At 63.4% G+C, this 26,040-nt stretch carries 12 protein-coding genes; 7 read left to right on the plus strand and 5 right to left on the minus strand.

The annotated features are described in order from the left end of the window. On the plus strand, window positions 1–5,432 hold a 5,432-nt coding region (locus AC4LGL_RS00990; RefSeq protein ID WP_491837222.1), incomplete at its 5' end, for a non-ribosomal peptide synthetase. Between the two features lie 83 nt (window positions 5,433–5,515). Here the strand turns inward: AC4LGL_RS00990 and AC4LGL_RS00995 are convergent. From AC4LGL_RS00995 to pks2, 4 genes are all read right to left on the minus strand, one after another. After that, window positions 5,516–6,181: a methyltransferase family protein gene (locus AC4LGL_RS00995; RefSeq protein ID WP_491837223.1), complete on the minus strand. Its 666-nt coding sequence runs from the start codon at window positions 6,179–6,181 to the stop codon at window positions 5,516–5,518. A 409-nt stretch (window positions 6,182–6,590) separates the two neighbouring features. Further along, a complete protein-coding gene (locus AC4LGL_RS01000; RefSeq protein WP_491837224.1) occupies window positions 6,591–7,928 on the minus strand; it encodes a WS/DGAT/MGAT family O-acyltransferase in 1,338 nt (445 codons plus the stop codon). Next, a complete protein-coding gene (locus AC4LGL_RS01005) occupies window positions 7,928–8,737 on the minus strand; it encodes a GAP family protein (protein WP_491837225.1) in 810 nt (269 codons plus the stop codon). Before AC4LGL_RS01005 ends, AC4LGL_RS01000 begins: the two co-directional genes overlap by 1 nt. A 3-nt stretch (window positions 8,738–8,740) precedes the next feature. Next, on the minus strand, window positions 8,741–15,046 hold the full coding sequence (pks2, locus tag AC4LGL_RS01010; protein ID WP_491837547.1) for a sulfolipid-1 biosynthesis phthioceranic/hydroxyphthioceranic acid synthase: 6,306 nt from the start codon (window positions 15,044–15,046) through the stop codon (window positions 8,741–8,743). 428 nt (window positions 15,047–15,474) lie between these two features. Between pks2 and AC4LGL_RS01015 the strand changes: the two genes are divergently transcribed. The 6 genes from AC4LGL_RS01015 to AC4LGL_RS01040 all read left to right on the plus strand — a co-directional run bounded on the left by AC4LGL_RS01015 (window position 15,475) and on the right by AC4LGL_RS01040 (window position 25,076). Beyond that, the gene (locus AC4LGL_RS01015) at window positions 15,475–17,211 is read left to right on the plus strand and encodes an AMP-binding protein (RefSeq protein ID WP_491837226.1); all 1,737 of its coding nucleotides are present in this window, start codon (window positions 15,475–15,477) and stop codon (window positions 17,209–17,211) included. A 21-nt stretch (window positions 17,212–17,232) separates the two neighbouring features. Further along, window positions 17,233–18,030, plus strand: a complete 798-nt coding sequence (locus AC4LGL_RS01020) for an alpha/beta fold hydrolase (protein WP_491837227.1) — start codon at window positions 17,233–17,235, stop codon at window positions 18,028–18,030. Window positions 18,031–18,393: 363 nt separating this feature from the next. Further along, window positions 18,394–18,813: an MmpS family transport accessory protein gene (locus AC4LGL_RS01025; protein WP_064884913.1), complete on the plus strand. Its 420-nt coding sequence runs from the start codon at window positions 18,394–18,396 to the stop codon at window positions 18,811–18,813. Further along, window positions 18,810–21,728, plus strand: a complete 2,919-nt coding sequence (locus tag AC4LGL_RS01030; protein WP_491837228.1) for an MMPL/RND family transporter — start codon at window positions 18,810–18,812, stop codon at window positions 21,726–21,728. The genes AC4LGL_RS01025 and AC4LGL_RS01030 overlap by 4 nt, the downstream gene beginning before the upstream one ends. A gap of 3 nt (window positions 21,729–21,731) precedes the next feature. Further along, on the plus strand, window positions 21,732–24,599 hold the full coding sequence (locus tag AC4LGL_RS01035; RefSeq protein ID WP_491837229.1) for an MMPL/RND family transporter: 2,868 nt from the start codon (window positions 21,732–21,734) through the stop codon (window positions 24,597–24,599). A gap of 258 nt (window positions 24,600–24,857) precedes the next feature. Then, window positions 24,858–25,076, plus strand: coding sequence for a hemophore-related protein (locus AC4LGL_RS01040; protein WP_330220075.1), 219 nt, complete (start codon window positions 24,858–24,860; stop codon window positions 25,074–25,076). A 5-nt stretch (window positions 25,077–25,081) separates the two neighbouring features. Here the strand turns inward: AC4LGL_RS01040 and AC4LGL_RS01045 are convergent, their stop codons facing one another. Beyond that, window positions 25,082–25,987, minus strand: coding sequence for an IclR family transcriptional regulator (locus AC4LGL_RS01045; protein ID WP_491837230.1), 906 nt, complete (start codon window positions 25,985–25,987; stop codon window positions 25,082–25,084). Window positions 25,988–26,040: the final 53 nt, after the last annotated feature.

Below are 26,040 nucleotides of genomic sequence, written 5' to 3' on the forward strand. Positions count from 1 at the left end.
CCGGCATCTACGCCGAGGTGTTGGGGTTGGAGCGGGTCGGGGTGGATGACTCCTTCTTCGACCTGGGCGGAGATTCGTTGTCGGCGATGCGACTGCTCGCCGCAGTCGATGCCCGCCTGGATGCTGAAGTGGCCGTCCGAACCCTGTTCGATGCACCCGCCATCGCCCAACTCGCGCTCCTCATCAAGGTGGGCTCGGGTGGTCGTGAGCCGCTGACCCCGCGGCAGCGTCCGGCGGTCATTCCGTTGTCATATGCCCAACAGCGGCTGTGGTTCCTGGATCAGTTCGAGGGCGGGGCGGCAACGTACAACATGCCGATCGCCTTCAAGATCAACGGTGTGCTGGACCGTCAGGCGCTTGAATCGGCGCTTGACGATGTGATTGCGCGCCACGAGTCGCTGCGTACGGTGTTCGTCGACGTCGACGGAGTGCCCTCGCAGACGATATTGCCGGCGCGGGCGGGAATGTGGAGGCCTTCGGACGCGGAGAACATGTCGGCGTCGGCAGGCGACGTCGCAGGCGGTTTGGTGGCGTTGGCCGGGCATCGATTTGTCTTGTCGGCAGAGGTGCCGGTCCGAGCCCAGATCTTCGAGGTCGGCCCTGAACAGCACGTCCTCGGGATCGTGTTGCACCACATCGCGTTTGATGGCTGGTCGATGGCTCCGATCGTGCGTGACGTCGGAGTCGCCTACGCCGCCAGGTGTGGCGGGCAGGTTCCTGACTGGACGCCGTTGCCGGTGCAATATGCCGATTACGCCCTTTGGCAGCGCGATCATCTGGGAGATCTGGCGGACCCTGACAGCCGGATCGCCGGGCAGTTGGCGTACTGGCGGAACGAGTTGGCGGACCTGCCCGAGGTGGTTTCGCTACCGGCCGACCGGCCTCGGCCGCCGGTGCCGAGTTATCACGGTGACGTGGTCGACCTGCGCATCGAGCCTGAGTTGTGGGCTGGGCTCAAGGCAGTCGCGGTGGACCACCACGCCACTGTGTCGATGGTGTTGCAAGCCGCTGCGGCGGTGGTGATGCATCTGGCCGGAGCCGGCGAAGACGTGGCGCTGGGTACGCCGATCGCCGGCCGGGTGGATACCGCGTTGGAAGACCTGGTGGGCTTCTTCGTGAACACCTGGGTGCTGCGCTCCGAGGTCAATTCCCAAGAGCGGTTCAGCGATGTCGTCGATCGAGTTCGGCAGAAGGCACTGGGGGCTTATGCGAATCAGGACGTGCCCTTCGAGTTGCTGGTGGAGCAACTCAACCCGACGCGGTCGACGTCGCATCATCCGTTGTTCCAGGTAGCCCTTGCCTTCCAGAACAATGCGCTCCCCGAGGTGTCTCTCGACGGAGTGGTCATCGAACCGGTGACGGTGCTGACCCACACCGCCAAGTTTGATCTGGATTTCGACATCAGGGAGGTTCCTGACCAGGATTCGGGTGCGCCGATGGCCACCGGGATCGTGACCTATGCCACCGATCTGTATGACCGCTCCAGTATCGAACGGTTGGTGGGGTGGTTCGGCCGGGTGGTCGAGGCGGTGGCGGCTGATTCGTCGGTGGTGGTGGGCGATGTGGCACTGCTTGAATGCGATGAGCGGAATCTGCTGCTGCACAGCTGGTCTGGTGCCGAGACGGGTGCTCCGGTGGGATTGGGGCCTGAGTTGTTGGCCGCGGCGGTGGCCGCAGATCCGGATGCGACGGCGCTCGTGGATGAGCGGCAGCAGCTGTCGTATCGCGAGTTGGATCAGGTGTCCAACCGGTTGGCGCGGGCATTGATCGCAGCGGGTGTCGGGCCGGAGTGTGCGGTCGTCGTGGCGATGGGTAGGTCGGCTGAACTGGTGACGGCATGGTGGGCGGTACTCAAGGCCGGAGGTGTGTACGTTCCCGTCGATCCCGGTCATCCGGCTGAACGGATCGCCATGGTTCTCGACACTGTCACGGCCGTATGCGTGCTGACGCGTGGCGCGGACGCCGTCGCCGGGACCGGTGAGTGCCCCGTGCTCCGTCTCGATACCCTCGATCTCTCGTCCCGGTCCGAAGACCCGATTACGGACATGGAGCGCCTGGCGCCGTCGCGGACCGACGATGCCGCATACGTGATCTTCACGTCAGGATCCACGGGAACGCCGAAGGGCGTGGCGGTCACCCACGCCGGTCTGCTGGGTGTGGCGGCCGCGCAGCGGACCGCGTTCGGCTTGCGGCCGAATGCTCGGGTGTTGATGGTGGCCGCGCCGACCTTCGATGCCTCGGTCTTCGAGGTGCTGTTGGCGGTGGGCTCCAGGGCAGCGTTGGTGGTGGCGCCGTCGAATTCCTATGCGGGAGCTGCGCTGACAGCGCTGGTGAAGGATGCTCACGTCGATGCGGCCGTGATCACCCCGACAGTCCTGGCCACCCTCGACCAGACCAACCTGGATGGACGACTCACGACGTTGATCACCGCGGGTGAGGCCTGCCCTGCGGAGTTGGTGGCCGCCTGGGCGCCCGGCCGGGCGATGTTCAACGCGTACGGCCCCACCGAGGGCACCATCTGGTCGACCTGCACCCCGCCGTTGTCTTCGGGAGGGCCTGTGGACATCGGTGCGCCGATTGCCGGTGTCTGCGCGTTGGTGCTCGACGCGCGGCTGAAGCCGGTGCCGATCGGCGTGGTCGGGGAGTTGTATCTGGCCGGGCCGGCATTGGCGCGTGGGTACGTGGGCCGGGCCGATCTGACCGCAGACCGCTTCGTGGCCAACCCCTTCGGAGGTTCCACGGTTCCGGGCACGCGCATGTATCGCACCGGTGACGTCGTGCGCTGGGCTCAGCGGGGGACGTTGGAGTACCTGGGCCGGGCCGATGCGCAGGTCAAACTGCGTGGACAGCGGTTGGAACTCGCCGAGATCGAGAACGCGATGCTGGTGTGCCCGCAGGTCAGGCGTGCCGCCGCGGCGGTGTATCACCGTGATACCGCCGACCATCTGGTTGCCTACGTGGCATTGGAGCAAAACAGCACCTCCGATCACGATGCCGAAGTCATCGATCAGTGGCAGCAGATGTACGACGAGTTGTATGACGCCGAGCTCGAGGATCCGAAGATCGGCGGTGATTTCCGAGGATGGAACAGCAGCTACACCGGCGAGGCGATTCCGCTGGCGGAGATGCAGGAGTGGCAGTCGGCTACGGTGGACCGAATTCTGGCCCTGAAACCGCAGCGGGTGCTCGAAATCGGTGCCGGTTCGGGCCTTGTGCTCTCCCAAGTCGCCCCCCACTGCGAGCTCTATGTGGGCACCGACATGTCGGCCGTGGCCATCGACAAGCTGGCGCACTCTTTGGAGGAGCAGAAAGTTCCGTGGCGGTACCGGGTTCGGCTGCTGGCCCGGCCCGCGCATGTCACCGATTCACTCCCGGTGGACTATTTCGACACGATCATCCTGAACTCCGTGATCCAGTACTTCCCTAATTCCGGCTACCTGGACGAGGTGATAGACCGGGCATTCGGGTTGCTGGCCGCCGGCGGAAAACTCTTCCTCGGAGATGTGCGCAATCACAGCCTGCAGGGGGCATTCCAGACCGCCGTAGCGATGGCACGTAACGGCAGTGACGATATCGAGGATATTCGCCGCCGGGTGCAGCGGTCCGTCCTGGGCGACCCCGAATTGCTCTTGGCGCCAGAGTTTTTCACTACGTGGGCGACCAGGCATTCGTCGGTGGCCGGGTTGGATATCCAGGTCAAGCGCGGTGAATACGACAATGAGTTGTCCCGCTACCGCTACGACGTCGTCATCCACAAGGCTCCGACGCCGGTGCGTTCGTTGGCCGCAGTACCCACCTGGCCATGGACGGACTGCGCCAGCCTGAGCGGGTTGGATGCCAAACTGCGGGCTCAGCGTCCGGCGATGATGCGAGTCAGCGCAATTCCACGCGCCGGGGTGATCGCCGACGTGGCTGCCGAACGTGCATTGGCGGCCGGTGAGTCCTTCGCCGACATCGCCGACATCGATGGGGCAGTTCTGCCTGAGCAGTTGTATCGGCTCGGTGAGGCACTCGGATATCGGACCGTGGTCACATGGGGTGCTCAGCCGGGCACGGTCGACGCGATCTACACGGCAACCACCGATGACGTATCCGTTCCGGTACAGACCGATCTGTATCTGCCGGCCGTCCGAAACCAGCAGCGCACCTCGTACTCCAACGATCCCGACGCCAACGGCAAGGTCAACGAAGTCCGGCAGTGGCTGGCTGACCGCTTGCCCGAATACATGGTGCCGACCCAGATCATCGTTGTCGAGGAGTTTCCTCTGACCACATCAGGCAAGATCGACCGTAAGTCGTTGCCAGAACCGTTGTTCGCCAATGCAGTCTTCCGGGCGCCGCAGACCGTGGTCGAGAAGGCGATCGGCGAGGCATTCGCTGATGTGCTGGGACTCGGGCAGGTCGGCCTCGATGACGACTTCTTCGCCCTCGGTGGAGATTCGTTGACAGCCACTCAAGTGTGTGCGCGACTGCAGCCGGAACTCGGCCGCGACGTACCGGTACGGTATCTGTTCGGCGCGCCCACAGTCGGTCGGTTGGCTGAGTGCCTTGACCATGAGGTGTCCGCGGTCGACGATAATGCAGAGCAAGTGGCCCCTGTTGAGGTTCTCAAAGAGGGCTCCGGAATTCCGTTGATTTGTATCCACGACGGGTTCGGGATGAGCCGGCAGTATCGTGCTCTAGGTGATTACGCGGATGGTCCTATCGTCGGAATCAATCAAATACCGGAAGACCTGGGCGTTGAATTCTCCTCGATCCGAAGCATGGCGGCCAGTTATGCAAACCGCGTACAACATCTTTATCCGAATGGTCCCTATCGGATTCTCGGATGGTCTTTCGGTGGCGTAGCCGCTCAGGCGCTCGCGGTAGAGCTTCAGCATCGGGGATGTGACGTCCGGAACCTTGTGTTGATAGATGCTGTATTGAGCAGGAACTGGTTTACGAAGCGCGTTGGGCGAGTCGTCGGAAGAAATCGCCGAGTGGCCGAGGGGCGGGTTTTGGGATTCATCTTGCAGACCAACAATATGGCGGTCCCTGCTCCTTGGAAACTTCTCGCGTATCGACAGGCTGAGATGCTCATTCGGCGTCGAGGGGCGAAGCTTACTTCTCCGGCTCAGGCGCTGCTCGAGTTCATGATCCAAAGCGTCGGTATAAATCAGCAGTGTCTCGCAGAACACACGCCCGATGTGTTCGATGGCGATATGGTGATGTTTTCTGCTGCGCCTAATCTGAAAGACGGCGGCGTGGGTATCGGACCTTGGTCTAGGCGATGGCGAGCGCGACGGACCGCTAAGTCCCGTCTTGAGAACTGGCGACCTTACATTTCTGGTGAGATTTCTGCTCATACGGTTGACAGTGCGCACTACGAGATGTTGACCGCTAAGTCGCTGAGTCAATACGGTAACAAGCTCAAGAGCTTGTTGACCTCGTGATGGGTGGACAGTTCGTCAAAACCGCGGGGTGAACGGCCTTTTCGAAGCATTCCGCGAGGCCTCCAGGGTATCGGCGGTTCTGGTCACCAAATGCCCGGCACCAGGCGGTGCGGAACTTTCTGCATGTAGTCGTGGTAACCGAACAACTCTTCTTTGAGCAACTTTTCTTCGTCGCGGATTCGCAGCGCGAAGATTATAAGGGCGGGAACTGTGAAAATCAGACCCCAATAGGATCCGAGCGCAAGTGGAGTGCCTAAATACAGGCAGGTGGTAAACGTGTACATGGGGTGCCGTACTCGACCGTATATTCCGGTAGAGACGAGTGGTTGGTCTTCTTCCACTCGGATGGTCGTGGCTGCATGAGTATTCTGCGCGAAAACCAGTGTTATGCCGACAATCGCAATCAAAATCAGAATAAATCCCATTATGGAGATATGGGTCGGGACCGACGACCATCCAAATCGGTGGTCGAGCGCGCTGACGACGACCAGCGCAAGCCAGAAAAAATAATTCGTACCGGCCAGGAGCTTCTGCACCGGCCGCGTTTCGGTGGCAAGCATGCGGCGTTCGAGCACCGCGGGTGACCTGCGTAGGAGATAGAGACTCGAGACCCACGAGGAGATAATTATCACTGCGAAAAAGAGCCATGCTTTCCAATGGTCCAGTGTGCCCGCCGGGGCAAACAGGAGCAACCAAAGGCCCAGCATCAGAAGAAAGCCTGACGTCAGCATTTTGAGGATTGATTTCATGGACCCTCCCCGGGATCCCGTAATGATTTGTCTGAGCTTCAGAATACAGGTGAATTCTTACGGGCTCTATTGGTTTTACGGCTTTCTTCACGGCCCGAGCCGCATTGTGTGCGGGTGCAAATATCGAACGGAGGCAATCGTGGCGCATTGCCGCCCACTCGGGCCCTCGGCCTTTCGGGTTTGTGCTCCGGCGGCGGAGTCGGAACGGGCCGATGTATCTTGCCGGCGCACCAAAATGTGGCAGAACCCGTTGCCGCACAACTGGTTTCGCCATTCTGCAGGAAAGGTGACCGACCGGGCTCGACGACGACTGTCGGGGGTGCCGAATACCTCCGCCGGCGAAGTCGCTGAGAGTCACCGACGGGCTGCTGAGGTCTGTGAGGAAGACGTATCGCTCAATTCGTCCCGATCACAGATACGTGCCGGCGAGCGAGTACTCGCTCAAGGCAGTGGAAAGCTGCCGACGTAGTTCATCTTTGGAGTTGAGGCGGCCTGGGAGGTAAGAAATCAGCGAGACGAAAACCCGCCCCTGCACCGTTCCCGACAGCATGGTCTGTAATCCCCCGTACTGCTGCATCGCCGGCCTGTCTACACCCAAGTGGTGCAGTCTGAGGGCAAAGGACTCGGCTGGTGTGCCGTCTGGCCGGCCGGCGTCGGCGTCGACCTCTCCGACGTTCGATGCGCCGACGAGGTTGAACGCGGCACCTCGTGTCGCACTGCGGGCAGCCATGAGGAGGCGCTTGGACAACAGCGGGACCAGCGCGTTCAGTGCCTCGTCGGAGTCGGGCACCTCCCGGTGACGAATCAGCGCTTGTTTCACCGTGGCCCGGATGTCGCTCAGGTCGGTTGTCGCGGATGCGGGGTCAATGGTGACCCGGACGCCGCTGATGGCGTTGGCGCGGGTGTCGTCTGGGGTGCGCTCGTTCACCGGAAGTGTCACGACCACGGAACCGTCGGTGGCCACTCGTCCGGCGCGCTGGGCGAGGAGAGAAGCCAGGCCTACGAGCAGGGTGTTGCGCGTTCCGCCGAGTGCTCGGGCGCGGGCGTCCCACTCGTCGGCGTCGACGAATACCGTTGCCACCGGGAGGTTGTACGAATCTTCGGTTCCGACTGGTGGAGCAGGTGACTTGGCCTTCGGAGCTGTGCCGGCCTTGGCGCCGTTGCGACTCTTCCGGCTGAAACGAATTGCCGAACCAATGGCACGGCTGATGGCGGGGATGTCTCTCAGGGTTTGGCCGGTGTCTTGGCAGATGGCTTGCCACCGCCCGCGTGATGTGGGGTCCGGCCAGGTGATCGGGTCGTCGCGGCCGAGTGCGGCATCTGCCATCGCCTGCCACAGCCCGACGCCGTCGGCGAGGCAGTGTGAGATGACCAGGCTCACTCCGGCGCCGCCGTCGGTGAACGGCGCGGTGGCGAGATGCCATGCGGGTCCGTGCTGGGAGTCCAGTGGAAAGTTGACCTGCTCGTCGAGCCAGTCATCGAATGCCTCACGCGGACGGGCCGACTCGACGAGCTCGAGGTCGGACGAACACGCGGTTGCCACCCAGCGGCTGCGGCCGAACGGCAACGGAGACTTTGCTATACAGCGAGATAACCGTCCCCGCTCAAGATGGCCGTGGAACAGCCGCAGACCGTCGATGTCAATAGGATGGTCATACACCCAGACACACTGCAGAAGCGTGGTCGATTCTGAAGCTTGCCCGAAGTCGAACATCGTCTGATCGAGCAGGTCGAGGACGTTGCGCATCAGATGACGCCGGTCGCCCGGACTATCAGCGAGACGCCAACCAATGCCAGGATGGCTGCCATGAACTTTCGGTGGTGAGCAAGTGCCAGCTCATGCAAACGCCGCAGCACCACTTCGGTCTTCTCCGGCGCAACCAGATTGCTGACCAGGATGACTTCTTCAACGCTGAGCGCGACGATCAGGAACACGATGGCGGCACCGATTTGCATCGCGATTCCGGCACCTGAGGCAACGATGAGGGCCAGGGCAAATACAACTCCGTCGGCGGGCAACACCATGAGGCCAATGATGAGCGAGATCCACGGCGAGCCGCTCTGCCACGCGTCGCGCGCGCTGGCTAGCATCCGTTGAATCCGAGAGTTCTTTTCTGGCACCGTATCCTGCGCGGGACGTACCAGCCGAGAGATGGCCGGCAGCGTAGCCAGATCGAACTTCCCGCCCGGCTCGTCCGCGTCCTGCCCCCGATCCCGCGTGTACGCGGCACGACTGCTCGGTGTCCGCTCGAACGAGCGGGTCACCAGCACGATGGCGATCAGCAACAGCAGCGCACCTGTGGTGATCACAATGAGCTGGACGGTGGGGCTCTCAGTCGGCTGCCCGAAACTCCTCGTCAGTGCAGCTGACGTCGGTGTGGAGTGGAGTAAGACCAACGGGATGAGCAGATAGGCAAGGCCGACCACGAGGATGCCGATCCAGTAAACGAGCAGATTCTGCATGGGCCGTGGTCGAGAGAGCACCAGAAGGATGATCCCGAGGCGCACGGGATTGACTGTGAACAACACCGCCAGCAGCAGTAATGGCCCCCACATGGCTTACACCGCTTCCGCCGGTGCGAGCTTTTCGTACAGCAGGTCCGCCAAGCCGTGCACCGTCGTGATTCCCGTTGCCGAGATCCGTATTCCGGTTTCGTTCTCGATGCGGGTGCGTAGTTCGAGTGCTCCCAGTGAATCCATGCCGTACTCGGAGAGCGGGCGGTCCGGGTCGACACTGCGGCGCAGGATCACGCTGACCTGATCTGAGATGACATGCCGCAACTTGCCGGCCCATTCTTCCGGGGGCAGCTCGTGGAGTTCGGCGTGCAGCTTGCTGGTGCCCGTCGAACTTTGACCGGTTGACCGGAATGCCTCGGCGAACGGGCTGCGTTCGGCGAACACGCTCAACCATGGCGTGCCCATGATCGGCGCGTAGCCGGTGTACGCCCGATCGTGACGCAGCAATGCTTCGAACGCATACGCACCTTCGTCAGGCGCGATGGCGATTCCGGCGCTCTCGGCGAGGTCGGTACCGCGGCCGATCTGCCCCCACGCGCCCCAAGCGATGGCGGTGCCCGGAAGGCCCTTGGACCGGCGCCACAAGCTGAAGGCGTCCAGCCAGCTGTTGGCCGCGGCGTAGGCTCCCTGCCCTGGGGACCCCACCAGTGCTGCCGCCGACGAGAACGAACAGAACCAGTCCAAAGGCTGGTCGGCGGTCGCGGTGTGAAGATTCCACGCGCCGTAGACCTTTGGTGCCCAGTCCCGTTCGATGAGCTCGTCGGTGATGTTGGTCAGCGCGGCATCCTCGATCACGCCCGCGGCGTGCAACACGCCCCGCACCGGGAGCCCGCCGGCGGTTGCGACTGCCACCAATCGTTCGGCGGTGCTCGGTTCGGCGATGTCGCCGCACTCGACCAGTACGTCGACGCCGGTCGCGCGAATGCGATCGATGATCTTCGATGCCGGTTCGCTCGGTTGCGATCGAGAGGACAGCACGATACGTCCGCATCCGTTGGCCGCCATTCTCTCGGCCATGAACAATCCGAGGCCTCCGAGACCACCGGTGACGATGTATGCGCCGTCCGGCCGGTACACCCGCACCTGTGACGGCGGAACCACAAGCCGGGTGGAACCGGTATGCGGGATGTCGAGCACCAGCTTGCCGGTGTGCTGCGCACCGCTGATCATCCGGATGGCGGTGGCCGCATCGGCCAGCGGATACCGGGTGAACTCGGGCCTCGGCAGGTCGCCCTCGGCGGTCAGCAGATACACGGTGGACAGCAGCTCGCGCAGCTGATCCGGATGGCTGACGGACATCAGCGCCAGGTCGACGGCGTAGAACGACAGGTTGCGCCGGAACGGGAACAGCCCCAACCGGGTGTCACCGTAGATGTCCCGCTTGCCGATCTCCACGAATCGCCCACCGAACGCCAGCAATTCGAGACCGGCTCGCTGCGCGGCACCGGTCACCGAATTGAGCACAATGTCCACCCCGTATCCCTGGGTGTCCTGGCGAATCCGATCGGCGAACTCCAGGGTGCGCGAGTCGTAGACATGATCGACGCCCATGTCCCGCAGCAACTGCCGGCGCTCCTCACTGCCGGCCGTGGCGAAGATCTCCGCGCCGGCGGCACGGGCGATGGCCATGGCGGCCTGGCCGACCCCGCCGGTCGCCGAGTGGATCAGCACCTTGTCGCCCGCCTTGATACGGGCCATGTCGTTGAGGCCGTAGTAGGCGGTCGCGGTCGCGATGGTCAGCGCCGCTGCCTCGGCATCGGACAACCCGGCCGGCAAGGTGGTGGCCAGCCGTGCGTCGCAGGTGACGAACGTACCCCAACAGCCCTCGGCACACAGACCGCCCACATGGTCACCGACCTTGTGGTCGGTGACGTCGGGTCCGACCGCGGTCACCACCCCGGCGAAGTCGATGCCGAGCTGGGGAAGCCGGCCGTCGAAGGCGGGGTAGCGGCCGAAAGCGACCAGTACATCGGCGAAGTTGATGCTGGAGGCGGTGACTGCGACCTCGATCTGTCCCGCACCCGGCGGAACATGTTCGCAGGCTACGAGTTCCATCGACTCCAGGTCCCCGGGCGTGCGGATCTGCAGCCGCATCCGGTCGCGTTCGTGATGGGCGATGGTGGTCTGGCGCTCCTCGGGACGCAGCGGGGCGAGGCACAGCCGGGCGGTGTACCACCGCCCGTTGCGCCATGCGGTCTCGTCTTCCTCGGATCCGCTGAGCAGTTGTGCGCCCAACTGCTCCACGTCGACGGTCTGGTCCACATCGATCTGCGTGGCCGCCAGATGCGGGTGTTCGGTGCCGATGACCCGGATCAGGCCGCGCAGTTCGGCTTGATCCAGATTGGCCACATCGCCGGCCACCACCGTCTGTGCGTTACGGGTCACGACGTACAGGCGGGGCAGTTCGCCGCTTATTTCCGGCAATTCGCGGGTCATGTGGACCAGATGACGAACGTATTCACGCCCCAACAACGGTGACTGCTCGGCGTGCTCACCGTCATTCGGCGCGGTCACGATGACCACCCCGGTGAAGCGGCCCGCCCGTAGATGACTGCCGAGCTGCTCGCAGGTGAGTGAGTCATCGGCCTGGTTGGGCCAACTCATGCTGGTGCACAGTGCGCCACGGTCTTTCAGGATCTCGCACAGCTTGTCGGCAACCACGTCCGGGCCTACGGCGGCGCTGATCACCAGCCATGAACCGGCATCGGCGTACTGGACGTCCGGCAGTTCCCGCTGACGCCATTCGACGGCGAGCAGTCTCTCGCTGAGAACCTGGTCGTCGTGCGCGCCGGCGGATGCGCCGGTGCCCAGGCGCAAACCCTGCACGCTCAGCAGCACATTGCCGTCGGTATCGAGAACGTCGATGTCGGCCTCGATGCCCGTGGTGTCAGCAGCGGTCAACCGCGTATAGCAGTAGCGCGCGTTGCGGGCCGGGCCGTACGTGCGCAACCGTCGGACCCCCAGCGGCAGGCCGAGCACGTCTCCGCCGAGTGCCTGGACATCGGGGTGAGCCTCGACCGATTGGAAGCAAGCATCGAGCAGTGCCGGATGTACGCCGTAGGCGTCCTGCTGTGAACGGATCGAACGGGGGAGCGCCACCTCAGCGAGCACCGTGCGCGCCTCTGCCTCGCCGGTGTGCACGGTGACGAGACCGGTGAATGCCGGGCCGTACTGAATGCCATGCTGACCCACCCGATTACGCACCTCGGAGCCATCCTCTTCGCAGGGATGGGCGGTCAGGATCGCGGAAATGTCATAGCTGGGCGGAATCTCATCCGCCGCGGCCCGCAGGACAGCCGCTGCATGCCGAGTCTGCTGGCCCTCCTCGTCGGTTTCGACGGTGAGGTCGGCGACACCGGGAGCAGATACCGTTGCCGAGGTACCGATCATGGTCTGCTCGTCCAGCAGCAACGCCTGCTCGAACCGGATGTCGCGGACTTCGGAGACCTCACCGATCACGGTCCGTGCGGCAGCCAGCGCCATCTCGCAGTACGCGGCACCAGGGAGCACGGCTACCGAGCGGACCTGATGATCCCCGAGCCACGGTTGGGCCCCGGTACCGACATCGGATTGCCACACATAGCGTTCCGGTTCCTCGTGCAACCGGACGTTGGCGCCCAACAGCGGATGCACCGCGATGGTGCACCCGCCATGGGTCGGGGCTTCCTGGCCACCACCGCTGAGCCACAGCCGGCGGTGCGTCCAGGTCGGCAGCGGCGCATCCACCAGCTGACCACTCGGGCACAGCACCGAGAAGTCGACCTCCGCGCCGGCACTGTGAAGGTCGACCAGGAGCCCGCGCAGTCCGTTCGGCATCGATTGTTGACGACGCATTGCGGCCAAGGCAGCCATCGGTGTCTCGCGGCCGGCGGCGGTCTGTTCCAGGGCCCGGGTGAGCAGCGGATGCGGCGAAAGCTCGGCGAAGACCCGGTGGCCGTCCTCCAGCGCGGCTTGTACCGCGGTGGCGAAGCGCACCATCTTGCGCATGTTGGTCACCCAGTACTGGGCATCGCACACCGGCTGCTCGCGTGGGTCGAACAGGGTCGCGGAGTAGAACGGGATATCCGGTGTCATGGGTTCGAGATCAGCGAGCGCCTCGGTGAGATCGCCGACGATCGGTTCCACCTGCGGTGAATGGAAGGCGACGTCGACGGGGACTTCGCGGGCCATGATCCCACGTTGTTCCCAGTCTGCCACCAGGTCTCGCACGGTCTGCGTGGTGCCGGCGACAACAGTGGACTTGGGCGAAGCCACCACTGCCACCACAACGTCAGTGATGCCGCGGCCCGTCAACTCCGAAAGTACTTGTTTGGCAGGCAGTTCCACGGCAGCAGTGGCGCCTTTGCCGGCGATTCGGGACATCAGCCGAGACCGGCGGCAGATGAGTCGCAGGCCGTCCTCCAGGGAGAGCGCCCCGGCGACGACAGCGGCTGCGCCTTCACCCAGGGAGTGGCCGATGACCGCGCCGGGATGCACGCCATGTGCCCTCATGGTGGCGGCCATGGCGACCTGCATGGTGAACAATGTCGGCTGTAACCGGTCCTGACCGGTCACGGTTTCCGGCGACGACATCGCCTCGGTCACAGAGAATCCCGACTCTGTGGCAATGATCGGTTCGGCTTGCGCCACGGTGGCGGCGAACACGGGTTCGGTCGCCAGCAGGTCGGCGCCCATTCCGGCCCATTGCGAACCCTGACCGGAGAACACCCACACCGGCCCTCGGTCGTCGCGCCCCACTGCGGCTTGATAGGGGGTGTCACCCTCGGCGACCTCGCGCAAGGCGGCAGCAAGTTCCGGTCGGTTGCCGGCACTGACGGCGGTGCGTACCGGTCGGTGTACGCGGCGGGAGGCCAAGGTATAGGCCAGGTCGGTCAGGTCGACATCTTCGTGTGCTTCGACCCAGTCGGCCAGCCGGCCCGCCGTGCGACGCAGTTCTTCGGCCGAGGTGGATGACAGCGGGAACAGCAAGGACACCGCCGGCCGGGTCGCCCCGCGTTCTGAGGCACCGGGCGGCGCTTGCTCCACGATCGCGTGAACGTTGGTACCCGAGAGCCCGTAGGAGGACACCGCTGCGCGCCGGGGGTGGTGTCCGTTGGTGCACCACGGTGTTGTCTCCTGTGGCACGAAGAGGTTGGTCGGAATCTCTGCGAGCTTGTCGGGCAGGCGGGTGAAATGCAGGTTCTGCGGAACCTCACCGTGCTGCACGGCGAGGACCGCCTTCATCAGTCCGACAGCACCCGAGGCCGCCTGGGCATGCCCGAGGTTGGTCTTCACCGAGGCGAGCGCACATGGGCCGTCGATGCCGTAAACCTTGGCCAAACTGGCGTATTCGATGGGGTCGCCCACGGGTGTCCCGGTGCCGTGCGCCTCGACCATTCCGACGGTGCCGGGATCCACCCCGGCGGCGGCGAGGGCTGCCCGATAGACCGCGGTCTGGGCGGCATCCGACGGCGTTGCGATGTTCACGGTGTGGCCGTCTTGATTGGCGGCTGTGCCCCGTACGACCGCCAGGATACGGTCGCCGTCCCGCACGGCGTCGGCGAGTCGCTTGAGCAACACCACGACACAGCCTTCACCGCTTACGAATCCGTCGGCCGCGACATCGAAGGCGTGGCAGTGCCCGGTCGCCGACAGCATGCCCTCGGCTGAACCGGACGCGAACTTGCGCGGGTCCAATGCCAATGTGGCGCCGCCCGCCAGGGCGAAATCGCTCTCACCCTCGTGCAGGCTGCGACACGCCAGGTGCACCGCCGTCAGGCCGGAGGAGCATGCCGTGTCGACGGTGAGCGCCGGGCCGTGTACCCCGAGCGCATAGGCGATCCGGCCCGATGCCAGGCTGAAGTTGTTGCCGCTGAAGCCATATGCGGCTTCGAGGACCTGAGCGTCAGCTGCCAGCATCTGGTAGTCGGCGTGCGTCATCCCGACGAACACACCTGTCAGTGAATCGGCAAGCGAATCCCGCGTGAGTCCGGCGTGCTCCATCGCCTCCCATGCAGTCTCCAGCAACAGCCGCTGCTGCGGATCGAGTGCGGCACTTTCACGTTCGTTGATTCCGAAGAACTCAGCGTCGAAGCCGGCAACGTCGTCGAGGAATGCGCCCCACTTCGAGACCGACCGGCCGGGCACGCCTGGCTCCGGATCGTAGTATTCGTCGGCGTCCCAGCGGTCTGGCGGAACCTCGGTGACCAGGTCGTCGCCTCGGATCAATGCCTCCCACAGGCGCTCGGGGGAGTCGATGCCACCCGGAAGCCGGCAGGACATGCCGATGATGGCAACCGGGGTGACCGGTGCGGCGGGCACGGGGGCCGTACCGGTCCCGGAATCTGCTCCCGGAAGCCCCCCGCGCACGATTTCGGATGCATTCAATTGCCACTCCTCCCGGCAGGCCTTTCCGCGGTTCATCCGCGACAAGGCCAGAAGCCTGCATTCGAACGCCGAGCCGCAGAATTTGATCGCCGGTAGCGAGCGTCCATTAGCGGCTCAACGCCCGTCGCGGGCGCTCACAAACGTTAACAGTATGTTCGCTGCGCAAAGTTGTCTCGCGATCCGATCAATCCACAGGCGAGATGCAGGCGATTTCAACTACTTCGGGGTCTTTCTCCTGCTCAAGCCTCAACAGTCAAGATCAGAGGCGTTTCGCGGCTTTCGTTGCACTGTTTCGCTCACTTCGGCACGTTGGCGCGGAATGACGTGGATGTGATTCATAAGGCTACTCAAATTTAGTTTGCTGGCTGATCCGGATATCTCGGCACGCTTACCGCGATACCCTGACTCCCGTGGGCGAGGCATCCATTTTGACGTTGTTGCAGGAGCGGGCGGGTCTGCAGGGTGACGACACGGCGATGACGTTTGTTGACTATGAACATAATTCCGACGGGTCGGCAGAGAGCCTGACGTACTCCCAGCTGTATCGACGTGCGTGCAACGTGGCGCGGGAGCTGAGTAGATTCGGCTCACCCGGTGACCGCGCGCTCATCCTGGCGCCTCAGGGGTTGGACTACATCGTCGCTTTCTTCGGTGCGCTGCAGGCGGGCCGGATCGCGGTTCCGTTGGCGGTTCCCATGGGCGGTGTCAGCGACGAGCGGGTGAGTTCGGTACTCCAGGATGCGGAGCCCTCGGTCATCCTGACGACGTCTGCGGTCGTTGATGCGGTCACCGACTACCTCAAGGCGAATTCCCTGTCGGCACCGGCGATCGTCCAAGTCGACACTCTAGACCTCGATGCTGTCGGCGGGCCGGGATCACACAGCGAGAATCCCACGGATACCGCGTATTTGCAGTACACATCCGGCTCGACCCGTCAGCCGGCGGGGGTCATGATGTCGCACCGAAACCTCTTGGCCAACTTTGAACAGCTGATGTCCGGTTACTTCGCGGACTTCGGAAATGTCGTACCGGAGGGTTCGGCCATCGTGTCGTGGCTGCCCTTCTATCACGACATGGGTTTGTACCTCGGAGTCTGCGGGCCGGTGCTGGCAGGAGTACCCGCCGTGCTGATGAGCCCGGTGGCGTTCCTGCAACGGCCCGCACGGTGGATGCAGATGCTCGCGACCAACGGCCGTACCTACACGGCCGCACCGAACTTCGCGTTCGAACTGGCGGTGCGCAAGACATCGGACGCGGACATGACCGGGCTTGATCTCTCTCAGATTCTCGTCATCATCACCGGTAGTGAGCGGGTGCACCCCGCCACGCTCGAGCGTTTCACCCAGCGGTTCGCCAGGCTCAACCTTGACCCGGCGGTGATCCGGCCTTCCTACGGGATGGCTGAGGCCACGGTGTACATCGCAACCCGCGAAGCGGGTGAGCCGCCGGCGATCGTGCGCTTCGAATCCGAACCGCTGACCGCCGGCACCGCGCAGCGCTGCGACAACGGAACAGGCACCCCGCTGGTCAGTTACGGCATCCCGGTCTCGCCGACGATCAGGATCGTCGAACCCGAGACCCACACCGAGTGTCCGCCCGGAACCGTCGGGGAGATCTGGGTATATGGCGACAACGTCGCAAGTGGCTACTGGAACAGGGCGGATGCAACCGAGTCGACCTTCGGCGCGCGGATTGCTGCTGCGGCAGTGGGCACGCCAGAAGGCCCCTGGCTGCGCACCGGGGATTCGGGGTTCATGTTCGATGACGAGCTATACGTCATCGGCCGGATCAAGGATCTGCTGATCGTGTACGGGCGTAATCACTCTCCCGACGACATCGAGGCCACCATCCAGGAGATCAGCCGGGGCCGGTGTGCAGCCATCGCGGTCCCGGACGGCGCTACCGAAAAACTGGTTGTCATCGTCGAATTCAGAAGGCGGTCGGAATCGGCCGACGGCCCCGCCGAGCAAATTTCTGCGGTCAAGCGCGATGTCACCTCGGCCATCTTCAACACCCACAGCCTGGGAGTGGCCGATCTTGTTCTGGTACCTCCAGGTTCGATCCCGATCACCACGAGCGGCAAGGTCCGGCGTGCGGCCTGCGTCGACCAGTACCGGCAGGGCGAATTCGCCAGGCTGGAAGCGTGAGTGTCTGTCGGGGAACGGAACGTGAACCTTGCCTATGCCGATCACGGCGGCGACGGGGAGCCCGTGTTGTTCATCGCCGGTCAAGGCGGGGTAGGGCGGACCTGGGATCTCCATCAGGTACCCGCGTTCCGCGCAGCGGGATATCGGGTGATCACCTTCGACAACAGAGGCGTGGGTGCGACGTCGGACGCCAACGGCTTCAGTTCGGCCACGATGGTTGCTGACACAGCCGAGCTGATCGAAGGACTCGATCTCGGACCCGTCCGGGTGGTGGCGGTCTCGATGGGCTCATATATCGCACAAGAATTGATGCTTTCCCGCCCCGAATTGGTACGGCAGGCCGCATTGATGGCAACGCGGGCCCGTCACGACCGCACGCGGGAATTCTTCCGCACGGCTGAAGAGGATCTGGCCGGTGCGGGGGTGCGGTTGCCCGCCACATACGATGCGAAACTACGCTTGCTTGAAAGCTTTTCACCGAGGACGTTGAATGATGAGGAAGCCGTACGTGACTGGATCGACATGTTCACGAGGTGGCCGGCGAAGGTGACACCAGGTATTCGCGCCCAATACGGCGTCGCGCCGCAGAGCGATCGGCGACCCGCCTACCGGACAATCGCCACCGACGTTCTCGTCATCGGATTTGCCGACGATCTCGTGATGCCGCCGCACCTGGGAGCGGAGGTGGCAGATGCGTTGCCCAACGGGCGATATCTTGAAATCGCCAATACCGGTCACCTCGGTTTTCTGGAACGGCCAGATGCCGTGAACGCTGCAATTCTGGACTTCTTCCTCGTCGAAGCCTGCGGCCGTGCGTAGAAACCGCGAAATGACCCAGACCCACAGCCGTCCCGCAGCGATTGCCCAGGGATGCCAGACTATTAGCTGCGTTAAATTCCGTTCCCGCTTCGACGGTGCGCGATATGGATTACGATCCCGTATCACCTTGGGAATGGACCGATATGGAGGTGGCCTGAATGATCTACTTGTCAGGTTCGAACTGTCCTGCCCGAGTTACCGTGTGTCTGCCGTGACCACAGCGCCCGGCTGGGTTCGAATGCCAACCGCATCAGTGTTGCCGATGCCTCGCCGAGGATCGCGGTCGATGTACTTCGCCGGCTCCTGTGGCGTGGATGGTCCGGACTAGACCGCGGATTCAGGGGGTACTTGAACGTGGGGGTTCTGAAGCGGGTTTGGATTCCGCTGTTGATATTGGTGGTCCTGGGTGCCGGAGGATTTACCGTCCTTCGGCTGCATAAAGTTTTCGGCTCCGAGACGCGCCCTGCTTATGCCGACACCGAGCTCGAGGAGCGCAAGCCCTACGACCCCAAGCAATTGGTGTACGAGGTATTCGGTCCGCCTGGGACTGTCGCCAACATCAGCTATTTCGACGTCGACGCCGAGCCACAGTTCGTCGAAGGCGCAAGCCTGCCATGGTCATTGAAGTTCCCGATGAGCGAGGCCACCTCGATGGTCAACGTCATCGCGCAGGGCGACAGCGACAGAATCGGCTGCCGCATCATCATCGATGACAAGGTGAAGTCGGAAAGAGTCGAGAACGGCGAAAGTGCCTTCACCTACTGTCTTTTGAAGGCCGCATGAGCAGCCCCACCACGAGCCCGCCCCCGAACCCGACGCCGGGTGCGACCCCAGGGGCCAAACCGCCGTTCATCGCGAGGATGATCCGCACGCTCGCGGTGCCGATCATCCTCGGCTGGGTGGTGATCGCATATGTCCTGAGTGCCGTAGTACCTCCGTTGGAGCAAGTGGAGAAGGAGCACTCCGTATCGCTGATCCCCAGCGACGCGCCGTCGTTCGAGGCGGTCCAACGTATGGGGAGGAACTTTCACGAGGCCACCTCCAACAGCGCGGCGATCATCGTGCTCGAGGGCGAGCAGCCCCTCGGTGACGAGGCGCACCGGTACTACAACGATCTGATCCGCCAGCTGGAAGCCGACCCGGCCCACGTGCAGCATGTGCAGGATTTCTGGGGCGACCCGCTCATGGCAGGCGCGGCCCAGAGCGCCGACAACAAGGCCGTTTACGTCCAGATGGGGCTCGCCGGCGACCTCGGCCAGCCACTGTCGAACGAGTCCCTGGAAGCGGTCCGGGGCATCGTCGAACGCAGTTCACCCCCGCCGGGGGTAAAGGCCTATGTCACCGGGCCAGCGGCGATGGTCGCCGACCTGAGCGCGAGCGGCAACAAGACCGTTCTGCTGGTGACGGGCCTGAGCCTGGCAGTGATCCTGACGATGCTGCTGTTCTTCTTCCGCTCGATCTTCACGGCCGTGATCCTGCTGTTCCTGGTGGGCATCCAATTGCAGGTGGCCCGCGGCGTGGTGGCACTTCTCGGCGATCAGGGCCTCATCGGCCTGTCCACGTATGCGGTCAACCTTCTGGTGACTCTGGGTATTGCAGCCGGAACTGACTACGGCATCTTCTTCGTCGGCCGCTACCAAGAGGCGCGTCAGGCCGGTGAGGACAAGGAATTGTCCTTCTACACCACGTATCGCAGCGTCGGCAAGGTGGTGTTGGCATCCGGTCTGACCATCGCCGGCGCGGTTTTCTGCCTCAGCTTTACTCGGTTGCCCTACTTCCGGACACTCGGTATCCCATGTGCCCTCGGCATGGTGGTGGCGGTGGCGGTGGCGTTGACGCTGATCCCGGCGGTTCTGGCGCTGGGCAGCCGATTCGGGTTGTTCGAGCCCAAGCGCAAGATCATCGCCCGTCGATGGCGACGCATCGGCACGGCGATCGTCCGTTGGCCAGCGCCCATCCTCGTCGCCGCATGCGCGGTGTCACTGATCGGCTTGCTGGCGCTGCCCGCCTATCAGGCCGGCTACAACGACCAGAAATATCTGCCCAAGGACATTCCCGCCAACGCCGGATATGAGGCCGCGGGCCGGCATTTTCAGCAGTCGCTGATGGCCTCGCCCGACGTGTTGCTGGTCGAGGCCGACCATGACATGCGGAACCCGGCAGATTTTCTGGTGCTGAACAAGCTGACCAAGGGCGTGCTGGCCGTTCCCGGGGTGGCCCGCGTGCAGGCCGCGACCCGGCCGGAGGGTACTCCCCTCAAGCACACGACGATTCCGTTCATCATCAGCTCCTCGAATGCCGGCCAGCTGCAGCTCTTGCCGTTCCAGAAGGCCCGTATGAACGACTTGCTCACCCAGGCCGACGAGATCTCGAAGACCATCGCCACGATGCAACGCATGTACGGCCTGATGCAGCAACTCGCCGTCACGACCAACAGTCTGGTCGGCAAGACACACGAACTCGAAGACACCACGCTCGAGTTGCGGGACCACATGGCGGATTTCGACGACTTCTGGCGACCCCTCCGCAACTACCTGTACTGGGAACCGCACTGCTTCAACATCCCGCTGTGCTGGTCCATCAAATCGTTGTTCGAGGCGCTGGACGGTGTCGACAAGCTGACTGTCTCCATGCACCAGCTGATCGGCAACCTCGATCAACTCAACCTGCTCATGCCGCAGATGATCGCCCAGTTCCCAGCGATGATCGCCACGATGGAGAGCACCAGGACCATGATGCTGTCGATGCGCAGCACGATGGCGGGGATCCTGGCACAGATGGACGAGATGTCCGATGGTGCAACGGCTATGGGCCGAGCCTTCGACGACGCCCAGAACGACGATTCCTTCTACATCCCGCCTGACGTGTTCAAGAACGCAGACTTCAAGCGAGTGATGGACGTGTTCCTGTCGCCGGACGGGAAGACGGCGCGTCTGCTCATCTCGCAACGAGGGGATCCGGCGACACCCGAAGGCATTTCGCGGGTCGAACCGATCCGGACTGCCGCCGAGGAGGCACTCAAGGGAACACCGTTGGAGAACGCCAGGCTCTATCTGACCGGCAGCTCGGCGATGGCCAAAGATCAGGTGGACGGGTCTACCTATGACCTCCTGATCGCCGGAATCGCCGCACTGTGTCTGATCTTCATCATCATGCTGATCATGATCCGGAGTCTGGTGGCCGCAATGGTGATCGTGGGAACGGTCGCCCTGTCACTCGGAGCGGCATTCGGCATGTCTGTCCTGATCTGGCAGCACATTCTCGGCATTCAGTTGAACTGGATCGTGCTCGCGATCGCGCTCATCATCCTGTTGGCGGTCGGCTCCGACTACAACCTGCTGTTGGTGTCCCGGATGAAAGAGGAGATCCAGGCGGGCATCAATACGGGCATCATCCGCGCCATGGCGGGCAGCGGCAAGGTCGTGACGATCGCCGGTCTGGTGTTCGCCTCAACCATGCTGGCGATGTTGGCCAGCGATGTGCGCACCATCGGCCAGGTCGGTTCGACCATCGGTATCGGTCTCCTCTTCGACACGTTGATCGTCCGTGCGTTCATGACGCCGTCCATCGCAGCCCTGCTGGGCCGGTGGTTCTGGTGGCCGTTGCACGTCCGACAGCGACCGGCCAGTGCGCTGCTGCGGCCCATCGGGCCTCGACCGCTGGTCCGTTCCCTGTTGCTGAACCCCGACGAACGCTGACCCGTGGGACGCAACGAGCCACCGCGTATCGCGAGGATCATTCACCGGTTGGCGGTGCCGATCATCCTCGGCTGGTTGGTGTTTGTCGCGATTGCGACCTTCGCCATCCCGTCGCTCGAACAGGTCGGCCGGCAGTATTCGGTGTCGCTGGTCCCCAAGGACGCCCCGTCGTTCCATGCGATGCAGCGCATCGGCAAGAACTTCGGCGAATCGGATTCCGACAGTGTGGCGATGATCGTCGTGGAGAGTCAACAACCTCTCGACGACGAGGCACACGCCTACTACGACGACCTCATACGGCAGTTGAAGGCCGACACCCGACACGTGCAGCACGTGCAGGATTACTGGGGCGATCCGCTCACCGCACCGGCGGTCCAGAGCGCAGACGACAAGGCGGTTTATGTCCAGCTGAATCTGGCTGGTAACCAAGGCGAATCCCTGGCGAACGAGTCCGTGGAATCAATCCGCGACATCGTGGCGCGCACACCGTCTCCGCCGGGAGTGAAGGCCTACGTCACCGGCCCCGCACCGTTGGTCGCAGACATGAACCATGCCGGCGACAAGTCCATCATCAAGATCACCATCGTCACCCTCGTGGTGATCCTTGCCATGCTCCTGCTGGTCTACCGTTCTTTGGTCACCGCGGTCCTTCTCCTCCTCATGGTGGGTATCCAGGTCCAGGCCGCTCGTGGGGTGGTCGCGTTCCTGGGCCTGCACCAGGTCATCGGGCTGTCGACGTTCGCGGTCAACCTGCTGGTGTCGCTGGGCATCGCCGTGGGAACCGACTACGGCATATTCTTCCTCGGCCGATATCAGGAGGCGCGGCAGGCCGGCGAAGACCGGGAAACCGCCTTCTACACCACGTATCGAAGTGTGGCCAAGGTCGTCCTCGGCTCCGGGCTGACCATCGCCGGAGCCATCTTCTGTCTGAGTTTCGCCCGGCTGCCCTACTTCCAGACCATGGGTGTCCCGACCGCGGTCGCCATGGTGGTCGCGGTCGCGGTCGCACTGACGCTGGTTCCCGCCGTGCTCGCGGTGGGAGGTCGGTTCGGGCTCTTCGAACCGAAACGCAAGATCATCGTCCGGCGCTGGCGGCGGTTGGCGACGGCGATCGTCCGCTGGCCGGCACCCATTCTCGTCACCGCGTGTGCCATCGCGCTGACCGGGTTGTTGGCGTTACCGGCCTACCAGACCAGCTACAACGACCGTCTGTATGTGCCCGGCGACATCCCTGCCAACGTCGGCTATGCGGCTGCGGAGAGACACTTCCCGCAGTCCCGGATGACCCCCGACATCTTGATGCTCGAAGCAGATCACGATATGCGCAATCCGTCGGATCTGCTGATCTTGAACAAGGTGGCGAAGGGGATCTTCGCTGTCCCGGGCATATCGCGTGTGCAGGGGATAACCCGGCCTGAGGGCAATCCGATCGACCGGACTTCGATACCGTTCCTGCTCAGCCTGCAGAGCGCCAATCAGAAACAGGTCGTGCCGTTCCAGAAGGACCGCATGAAGGACCTGCTGAAGCAGGCAGACGACATCACCACGATGATCAACATCACGCAGCGGCTCTACGGTGTGGGTCAGCAAATGGCCACCACGACACATCGGATGACGGAGGACACGCGCGAATTGGAAGCTGTCACGGATGAGCTGCGGGACCACGTCGCGGATTTCGACGACTTCTTCCGGCCGATCCGCAACTACTTCTATTGGGAACCGCATTGCTTCGACATCCCGTTCTGTTGGTCGACGAGATCCTTGTTCGACTCGATCGACGGGGTCGATTCGGTCTCTGACAAATTGCGTGAGCTCAGTCAGGAGACCGACAAGCTCGATGTGCTGATGCCCCAGCTGATGGCGCAGTTCCCGAAGATGATCGCGAGCATGAAGGCGATGAGGGCCGGGATTCTGACCATGCACAGCACGATGGCCGGCACCCTCGCGTTGATGGACGAGATGAGCGCGAACGCCACCGCGATGGGTCAGGCATTCGACGCCGCCCGAAACGACGACTCCTTCTACCTGCCGCCGGAAGTCCTCGAAAACGAGGACTTCAAGCGCGCGATGACCCTGTTCTTCTCACCGGACGGTAAGTCGGCCCGATTCATCATTTCGCACCGGGGGGACCCGGCGACAGCTGAAGGCATCTCGCGGGTCGACGCGGTGGTCAAAGCGGCCGAAGAAGCACTGAAGGTCACTCCGTTGGAGAGCGCCAAGATCTATTTGGCCGGTACCGCACCGACTTTCAAGGACATGCGGGATGGCTCGACCTACGACCTCCTCATCGCGGGAGTCGCTGCTCTGTGTCTGATCTTCGTCATCATGCTGCTGGTGACGCGCAGCCTGATCGCAGCGCTGGTCATCGTTGGCACGGTGGCACTTTCGCTGGGTGCGGCGTTCGGGCTCTCGGTGCTGATCTGGCAGCACATTCTCGGGATAGACCTGCACTGGCTCGTGCTCGCGATGTCGGTGATCATCCTTTTGGCCGTCGGTTCCGATTACAACCTGCTGTTGGTGTCGCGGATGAGAGAAGAAATCGGCGCGGGAATCAACACCGGCATCATCCGAGCCATGGGCGGTAGTGGCAAAGTGGTGACCGCCGCGGGTCTGGTCTTCGCATTCACCATGATGTCGATGGTGGTGAGTGATCTGCGGATCATCGGCCAGGTGGGTTCCACGATCGGCATAGGCCTGCTGTTGGACACCTTGGTGGTGCGGGCGCTCATGACGCCGTCCATCGCCGCGCTGCTGGGACGTTGGTTCTGGTGGCCGCAGCAGGTGCGTCAGCGGCCCGCGAGCGCGTTGTTGAGAGACACGGCGCCCCGGCCGGTGGCGCGCTCGCTAATGCTTCCGCCCGACGAACGCTGATTTGTCTGCGCCTGTTCTGAGCCGCACCGACACATCGCCGAATTGGGCAAATGACCTAATTTGTGGCCCGCGCAGCAAATTGCCAAAACCCCAAGAGTATTCACTTTGGGCGGGTAGAGTCCGGGCATCGGGGGGAGGAGGTCTTCACGCATGATTGAACTATCGCCGATCAAAGTGGCAGTCGCCGTCGGTGCTTTGGCAACATCCCTTTCTGCCGGCGCGGGTGTCGCGTCTGCAGATCCCAGGCTTGATTCCGCTGTGAACACCACCTGTAGCTATTCACAGGTGATGGGCGCGCTCAATGCGCAGAGTCCCATGGCCGGCGCATCGCCGGCAGTGCAATCGGTTCTGGGACAGTTCCTGGAGGCGCCGCGGGATCAGCGCCAGCGAATGGCCGAGGGCATCGCCGCTCAGCCGGCCAACCAGCCTTATCTGGGCTTGTTGCAGACGGTCTTCGACACCTGCAACAACTTCTGAGCTCGTCAGTACGTCGGTTTTGTTCCGCCGAGCTGATGGGTCAATGCGTCGGCCGTTGCCACGAGAGCGCGGGCGCGGTCGCCGATCTCATTGTCGGTCAAGGCCGTTCCGATGTGCAGTGACGCCGCCATGACCTGACGCTGATAGTGGTCGAACACCGGCGCGGAGATGACGCTGATGTCATGCGGCGCTCGGCCGCCGGGTCCCTCGTCGAGCAGATACACCCGCTCGCCGATGTCGGAAACCAACTCGCTCAGCAGCGCGCGCAGTTCGTCGGGCAGATTGGTCGACATCCCTGCCATGAGCGCGTAGAGCCGGCGACCCCCCGGGGTCAGTCGTTCCACCAGATATCCGTCGGTGCGGCAGCTTTCGATCACCCGCTGCAGTCGGGTGGATTCTGTGCGCAGTGGAATGGTCGGCACCTTGGCCAGCCAGGCGCGCAGGGCGTCGTCGTCCCACAGCACGAACATCAGGCCGACGGGCGGTGCGAACGGATAGCTCTGACCCACCCGCACTCCGGGGTCCCGGCCCGGTGGGCCGACCAGCTCCAGGACGGTGATCCGGTCATCGACCACGGCGGTCAGGCCTGCGGAGGTGTCGAAGGCGGCTGACAGCGCACGTAACTCGGCGCGGGCCGCCGGGTTGATGCGCATCGACTCCTGGGCCATCTGGCCGAGTGAGATCAGGCTCGGGCCGAGGCGGTATGTCTTGTCTGCGTCGTCCCGGATCAGGTAGCCCGATTCGGTCAGGGTGCTGAGGATGCCCAGGCAGGTCGGCTTGCTCAGTTGCACTCTTCGGGTGAGCTCGGAGAGCCCGAACCGCTCCTGCGGATGACGGGACAGGAAATCCAGGATGGCCACCACCCGGGCGGTAGGTGGTGAAGCGCGGCCGGCCGACTCGGCGTCTGACATCGGTCCTCCTGGCGGCAATCGGGCGTTGACTCGAATTGGAACGCGTTCTAGTG

The sequence above is a fragment of the Mycolicibacterium arcueilense genome (assembly GCF_058536225.1).